This is a genomic window from Maribacter sp. 2-571 (genome assembly GCF_050589625.1).
Lineage (GTDB): Bacteria > Bacteroidota > Bacteroidia > Flavobacteriales > Flavobacteriaceae > Pelagihabitans.
The window spans coordinates 1-8,741 of sequence record NZ_JBNGOP010000054.1; the positions used below are offsets into that span (position 1 = coordinate 1).

The following is an 8,741-nucleotide window of genomic DNA, read 5'->3' on the forward strand; positions in this document are numbered from 1 at the left end:
ATCAGGTCCTGCTCCAAAGAGGCAGCGGAACTACAATTATCATAGCACCCTAATACACTCGTAATGTCAAATTTAAACCAGCCCCGTAAAGAATATCAAAAGCAGGCCGAAACCTTAATAGACATATTCAACAATCATTTAATTGAAAGACCGGACAAAGTGGTGTACCGGTTTTTATTGAATGGTGAAGAGGAAGTCGACTCCCGAACCTATTTGGAATTATATGATAAGGCCAGGGTAATCGCCTCACATGTGTTGACCAAGGTAAACCCGGGGGATCGCGTGTTGTTGTTGTATCCTTCGAGCTTAGAATTTATCGATGCCTTCTTTGGTTGTTTGCTAGCTGGGGTAATTGCTGTTCCCGCATTTCCTCCGAACGGAAAACGGAGACTAGGAAGATTGGAAAAAGTGGTTTCTGATTGCAATGCTTCCTTACTATTGACCACAGAAGAGTTGTATACCAAGACAAACGAGTGGTTTAGTAAAGAAGTGTTTTCGGCCGTAGGCTGGTTAAAAACAGATGTGCTTGAATATCAAAACGAGAAAATCTTACCAAAAATAAGTGCTGAGACCGTTGCATTCTTACAATATACCTCAGGTTCAACAGGAAACCCAAAGGGGGTTATTGTAAGTCATGCGAATATGGTGCACAATTCTCTTTTGATCAAGAGCGCATTTAAGCACACATTGGCGTCATCGGTCGTGGGGTGGTTACCTATTTACCACGATATGGGTTTAATAGGAAACGTTATACAACCCTTTTTTGTAGGTATTACTTCTGTACTAATGTCTCCAACCGCTTTTATTCAAAAACCTATTAGATGGTTAAAAGCGATATCTAAATATAGGGCGACAAGTAGTGGGGGACCTAATTTTGCATATGATTTATGTACGAATCAAATCAAAGAGGAAGATTTAGAGGGGTTAGATTTAAGCTGTCTAAAAGTGACTTTTAATGGTTCTGAACCTATCCGTCCCGAGACCTTAAGCAAATTTGCTTATCGTTTCCAGTCCTTCGGATTCCGGAAAAACAGTTTTTTTCCATGTTATGGCATGGCAGAAACTACCTTGTTCGTAAGCGGCACGATCCACGCCGAAGAACCCTCAAAGCTATGTTTGAACAAAAAGGAACTTGCCGAGGGTAAAATTGTGCTGGGTAAGGACGACGACACGCTTGATAATACTTGTTTTATTGGGAATGGATGTGTGGCAAAAGGTTTGAAAGTGATCGTCGTTGATCCTGATACCAAAGAACTTTGTGCAAAAAACGAAGTAGGGGAAATTTGGGTAAAAGGAGCCAGTATCGCGCAAGGTTATTGGAACAAGAAAGAACTTACTGATGAATTTTTTAATGCCTATTCCTTATATAAAGATGGAAGGGTGAATAAAAGCAAGGGCAGCTATCTCCGAACAGGGGATATGGGTTTTCTCCACAATAAAGAACTCTATATCTCTGGTCGATTAAAGGAAATGATGATCATTAATGGCGTGAATCACTTTCCGCAAGATATCGAAAGAACGGTTCAAGCTTCCAATAAAGATTTGCAGGAAAATGCGGGTGCCGCGTTTTCGGTAGAAGTGAATGGTAAAGAAGCCCTTGTACTGGTCCAAGAGCTCAAAAGAACAAGTATGCGCAGTTACGATTTCGATGAAATTGTAAACGCAGTATGCACGGCCATATTTCAAAACCATGAGTTGGCCGTACATGAGCTGGTATTGGTTAGTCCCGGGCGTGTTTCCAAAACGTCAAGTGGTAAAATAAAGCGTTTGGCCGCAAAGGCTTCCTATGAGTCAAATAGTGTTCAAGGTATTATTGAGTGGGTTTTAGGAAAAGACACGGTCAAGGAGAATACAGCTATAATGTCAATTCCTGAAAAGGCAGAAATGGCGACAGCCGTTTTTTCACTTTCAGAGACAGAACAATGGTTAAGGGAAAACATTAGTGCGGACTTGCAGCTAGAAATTTCCAAAGTTACTATTGACAAATCATTCGCCGAACTTGGGATGACTTCCTTGCAGGGAATCCAGTTGTCTGGCAGACTATCAGAATATTTAGGTCGTGAAGTGTCTCCAGCGTTAATGTACAGTTTTCCCACTATCAGAACTTTGGCGGCCAATCTAAATGAAAAGGGGCATACCGTCAAAGACGCACCTAATAAAGAGGAAATAAATCCCAAAAATGACGCTGTTGCCATAGTAGGTATGACCTGTAGATTCCCAGGGGCCAATTCAATTGAGGCATTTTGGGATAACTTAAAATCAGGAAAGGATAGCATTACAGAGGTGCCGTCCCAACGATGGAATATAGAGGCATACTACAGTGAAGAAATTGATGGGGACCATATGAATACCCGGTGGGGAGGTTTTATAGAGCATGTAGATAAATTCGATGCTTCGTTCTTTGGCATTTCTTCAAGAGAGGCAAAAAGAATGGATCCTCAACAGCGCATTTTATTAGAGCTGACCCACGAGTTGATCGAAAGCTCCGGGTACGCTCCATCATCCTTAAAAAACACCAAGACAGGTGTTTTTATCGGAATCATGCAAAATGATTACAGAGATCTTTTAAAAAATTCTTCCAAAGATATCTATTCTGGAACCGGGGCGGCCTTAAGCATTGCCGCGAATAGAATTTCCTATTGTTTCGACTTTGCGGGCCCAAGTATAGCTATTGATACCGCCTGTTCTTCCTCTCTTGCCAGTATTCATATGGCCGCCCAGAGCATACGTAATGGGGAAAGCACCATGGCTATTGCCGGAGGAATAAATCTAATTCTTGCACCAGAACCTACGATAGCGTTGTCCCAAGCTAGTATGATGTCCGTAGATGGAAGGTGTAAAACATTCGATGACTCCGCAAATGGCTATGTAAGAGGTGAAGGTTGTGGTTTGGTGCTTTTAAAACCATTTTCAAAGGCAATGAAAGACGGGGACACCATTTTAGCTGTAGTTAAAGGTTCGGCAATGAATCAAGATGGTCGCAGCAATGGGTTGACGGCACCGAACGGGAGGGCCCAACAAGATGTGATCAAATCAGCATTGCGTTCGGCGGGCCTACAACCGAACCAGATTGCATATGTGGAAGCGCATGGTACTGGAACTGCATTGGGTGACCCTATCGAAGTAGAAGCACTTGACGCGGTTTATGGAAATGAAAGGTCATCGGAGCAACCGTTACGCATTGGAGCGGTCAAATCGAATATTGGGCATCTAGAATCTGCAGCGGGTATCGCCGGTCTAATAAAAACGGTATTGTGTATGAATCATGGGCAGATACCTGGCCAGATCCATTTTAACAAACCCAATACACTCATCAATTGGGAGAAACATAACGTACAGATACCGAAGAAACTTCTTAAGTGGAATTCAAAAGAGAGGGAAACCAAAAAGGCCGCGGTCAGTTCTTTTGGATTTGGTGGAGCAAATGTTCATGTAATTTTAGAAGATCCAGGGATACAACAAAAGAAGGTATCGGATATAGCAATGCCTTCTCATTCGTACCAGTTGCTAACCTTGTCGGCCAAAGGAGAGAAAGCAATTAACGATCAATGTAAGAGCGTCAGGGAATATTTAAAAAGAACACCTGAGAAAGAACTGAAAAACGTGGCCTATACCTCGGCAGTGGCCAGAGATCATCATCAAGAGCGATTGGCTATCGTATACCATAACCATAAAAACTTGTTAGAGCAAATAGGCGCAATCGATTTTGTGCCGGCGAAAAAAACAGCTGACAAGGCACCTTTAAAAACGGCATTTTTATTTACCGGACAAGGTTCTCAATACGCAGGAATGGGGAGGGAACTGTATGAAAGTGAGCCCGTATTTAAAGAAGCCCTTGATGTCTGTGCGGCCATCCTAAATACATATTTAGACAAAAACCTATTGGAAATTGTATTTGCTGAAGAAGACAAAACAAGACAAATAGATCAAACATGTTACACCCAACCTGCCCTATTCTCGATAGAGTATGCACTTTACAAGCTATGGGAGAGTTGGGGGGTAACGCCAGCGTTTTTGCTGGGACATAGTATAGGAGAAATAGTCGCAGCACATGTAGCTGGCGTATTCTCAATTGAAGATGCGTTGAAGTTGGTATCGGCAAGGGGCCGGTTGATGCAAGAATTACCGCAGGTAGGAAAAATGATTTCGATTCAATGCAAGGAAGAAACCATTTCCAAACTTTTGAAGAATTACGAAGATGATGTCGCAATAGCCGCAATGAATGGTCCAAATCAAATAGTGCTTTCCGGCAACGCCGAATCCTTGAACAAGTTATGTGAAACCATTACATCCAGGGGAATAAAATATAAAACCTTACAAGTTTCACATGCCTTTCATTCTCCTCTGATGAAACCCATATTATCGTCATTTACGGAAGTCGCCGAGAGTATTACCTATAATCCCATACAACCGCCCTATAAGATGGTTAGCAACCTAACGGGAGAACTGGCTACGGAGGATATTAGCACTCCGGAGTATTGGGTACGCCACATAGTTGATCCGGTGCTATTTTCCAAAGGGATGTCCTGTCTTGAGTCGCAAGGGGTGAACAGTTGTATTGAACTTGGTGGCCATCCGATCCTGACAGTGCAAGGGAGCCAATGCGTTAAAGATGACGCGCATATTACGTGGTTGTCCTCTATGCGAAAAGGGGCCGGCGAGATACAACATATTCTCCAAAACCTAGGGGAATGGTATACCAACGGGGGCGATGTTAACTGGAAAGAATTTTACAAAAATAAAGGAGGTCGTAAAGTAGCAATTCCAACCTATCCATTTCAGAGGGAAAGATATTGGTTCGAAGAAGAGAAGAAAGAAATGGAAACCAAAAAAATACCAGAAAACACGAACGAATTTAATACAACAGCAATGCCAAGATTGGTCTTTAAGGAAATAGAAAATACACTTCGCTCAATCGTTACCGCTTCCCTCGAATTAAATGCGGAAGACTTAGAACTTAACTCATCATTATTGGAGTTTGGAGCCGATTCGCTTGTGCTGATGGAAGTGGTGCGGAAAATAGAAAAAGAATACGAAATTAAGATTCCGATTCGCAGACTATTTGAGGACCTTACCAATTTAGAATCTATTGTAGATTATATCATAGAAGAAAAGGGAATACAGGAGCCAATATCCGAACAAACACTGGATAAAGGCGTAACTCAAGATTTTAGTTTAAATGGAGTTGATAGTAAATTGATTCAGAATAATAATAGTGAATTGCCCCGTGGTGGTGACGGGGATTTGGGTCTAATAATGCAACAATTCGCAGAACAGAATAGAATATTAGCCGAATATTTGAAGCTTCCCAAAAATGCCAGTTCTAGTATAAATAAACCATTGGGTGATGAGAACGGCAATCATCTACAAAAAGGGAAGCCATCAAAGGGGACTAGTGATAAGACGATTCTACCTTCTTCTTTTGGCGATAAGGATTTCTACTTCTCCAAACTTCCCGAAAATCAAGAAGAGCAACTTTCCGAGTTAATCAAAAATTTTACGGATAAAACGCCATTGTCTAAATCATATGCTTCCGAATCAAGGGAGGTATTGGCGGATTATCGTTCTACGCTCGGGTTTAGGGTAGCTACCAAAGAAATGGTTTATCCCATTGTAAGTGAAACAGCTTTAGGTTCCAAATTTACAGATATCGATGGCAACGAATATGTTGATATCACTATGGGAATGGGTTCCTGCATTTTTGGACATCAGCCTGATTTCATAATAAAAGCGATAGAGGATCAATTAAGAAAAGGAATAAACATAGGTCCTTTGGCCAAGCTCTCAAAAGAAGTGGCTACCCTCATTTCTGAAATTACCGGAACAGAAAGAGTATGTTTTGCCAATACAGGCAGTGAAGCGGTATCCTTTGCCTTACGAATGGCCCGCACAGCGACTGGAAAAAGTAAAATAGTAATTTTTTCCGGCTCTTACCATGGACATTCCGAACTGATATTGGGAATGCCAGGGGACGAAGAAGGTAAAGTAGAGCCAATGGTTTCCGGTGTTACTGCTAATATGGTGAAAGACCTTGTTGTTCTTAACTATAATGATGAAGATGTTTTGGATCAAATCAGGGCATATGCAGATGATCTGGCAGGAGTAATGATTGAACCCGTAAGAAGTAGATATCCGGGTTATCAACCTGTGGAGCTTATCAAGAGTTTAAGGGTATTAACCAAAGAGTTGGAAGTTCCTTTGATATTTGATGAGATGATAACCGGGTTTAGAATCATGCCGGGCGGTGCACAGGAATACTTTAACGTGAAAGCGGATATCGCCACCTACGGGAAAATTGTTGGAGGAGGAATGCCAATAGGTGTCGTTGCAGGTTCAAGTGAATATTTAGATACGGTAGATGGTGGTTTTTGGGCGTATGGAGATGAATCATATCCTGAAGCTACTAAAACGTTGATTGCAGGTACATTTACCCGTCATCCATTAGCATTAGCTGCTGCCAAGGCTGTTCTAACACGTATAAAAGAACTTGGCACAGAAGGATATAAAGAACTTAATCAAAGAACCAGTGATTTGATGGAACGGCTTAACGATTATTTCAATAAAGAATCGTTGCCCCTGCAAGTAGTGCATTTTGGTTCGCTGTTTCGCTTTAAGTTCAAAGGAAATTTTGATTTGTTTTTGTTTCATCTGATTGAAAAAGGAATATATGCATGGGCAGCTAATAACCTTTTTCTCTCCTTTGCTCACAGCAATGACGATTTAGAAGAAATTTACAATGCAATTTGCACAAGTGCGAAGCTTGTTAGTGGTAAAACAAATATCCCCCAAAAGCAATTTCTAGAACACAAAAGGGAAAACGAGTTAGCCACAGTGTTGACCCTGGCTCAGAAACAATTGTTTTTTCTAAATGAGATAGACATAGAACTATCCTTGGCATACATGCTTTCTTTCAGTATGAAAATGAAAGGGAAGATAAACAAGCACGCTTTCCGCATTTCTGTGGAACAGGTGATGGACGCGCATTGGATATTAAAAAGTAGGTTTTCTGAAGATGGTGAAAAACTAATTTATGACAATTCAATCCCAATAACTATTCAAGAGGTTGACTTTTCTCAGGATAATGAGGGTGAGCAACAAGAGGCATATCGCGCAAGTGTTCTAAATAGTTTGAAGACACCTTTTACTTTTACCGAAGGTGCTCTGATTCGATTAAATCTAATAAAGTTTGCCGAAGATAATTACGTTTTATTGCTAACGGTACACCATATTATCGCAGATGGATGGTCATGTGCAGTTTTGATTAGAGAAATAATCGAAAATTACAATGCAATTGAGAAAGGTGTGCACTTTGTAAAAGAACCGCTCCTGCAATTTCCGCGATATCTAGATTGGTTGGAAAATTATAAGAAAGACAAAGCCTGGAAGGACCATGAGCGGTATTTCTTGGAGAAATTTTCGGATAAATCTTTTTTCTTAGAATTACCGTTTGATAAAACTTTGTCAAATGACAAAAACGATGGTGGCACAGGTACATTAAAGATGCCAACAGAAAAAGTCAATCTGATAAAGAACTGGAGTAACCAAAATGGGCTTACGCTTTTTATGACTTTTTTAGCTGCTTTTGAGTTGTTGTTGTTTAAAATCTCCAGACAAAAGGAAGTTGTAATTGGAATTCCGAATGGTGGACGCGCTATGCCGGGCATTGATAAGACGGTTGGTTATTTTTCTCATATTATGCCTTTGACTGCTTCCTATAACGGGTATGAATCAATAACTGATTACTTCAAAAAACTTAAAAACAGGTTGTTTGATGCCTATGACCATCAAGACTATCCGTATGCTCATTTTATAGAACTGATGCAGAGCGAAGGTCGAATGATTGGGGATGACAATATCAATGTCAATTTTAACTTCGACGTTAGCGTAGGTAAAACTGAGATGTATCAAATAAGCCTCGATCTTGAGGAGCATAGGCCGCTGTATAGCGATGTTGATTTGTCGCTTAATATTATCGAGCAATCGGGGGAGTTAATCTTGAGTTTGGACTTCCTGCAATCTAAGTTCAGCACATCGTTGATCAATGAAATTTTGGAATCGTATGTTTATTTAATTGATCAGATAGTCAAAGACACCGAAGGCCCTTTATCTGATTTGCAATTGGTCCCCGACAGTAAACAGCGAGAGCACTTAGAGGTCTTCAGCGGGGGTGCGGTGGACCTTGGCAACACGGTACCGATCAACGTGCGCTTCGAGTCCATGGTTTCCCTTTACGGTGATTCGACGGCGGTGGTGCATTGTGGGGAGCGTTGGAGCTACGATGAGCTGAACAATTATGCGAACCAGGTAGCGCACGGTCTTTTGGGTGCCGGTCTTTCCCCTGGCACTTGTGTAGGGGTTTATATGGATCGCAGTGCAATGTTTTTGGGCTGTATGTTGGGTATTATGAAGGCCGGGGGTGTATATGTTCCCTTGGACACCCAGAATCCCCCTTCCCGAATCCAGGGTATGCTTAGCGAGAACAATTTTCCTTATTTGATTACGACCACGGAGCTTTTGTCGGGTCTTGAGTGTCTTGTTGATAAGACGATATTGTCGGTCGATGGACCTTTTCCCGAGCTATCCTTTTCGGGAGTCGATGTATACGATGTGTCCTATCTATCGGGCATGTCGAAGGCGAACCCCGTCAACGTGAACGGCATGGAGAGTTGGGCGTACGTTCTTTTCACCTCCGGGAGTACGGGCGTTCCCAAGGGGGCGATCACGCGGCATAACGGCGCGAT

Annotated in this window: 1 protein-coding gene; it reads left to right on the plus strand. The window is 41.7% G+C overall.

All coding sequences use genetic code 11. From position 1 onward, the window contains the following. Positions 1-63: 63 nt before the first annotated feature. On the plus strand, positions 64-8,741 hold an 8,678-nt coding region (locus ACRD7P_RS20740; protein ID WP_430909712.1), incomplete at its 3' end, for an aminotransferase class III-fold pyridoxal phosphate-dependent enzyme.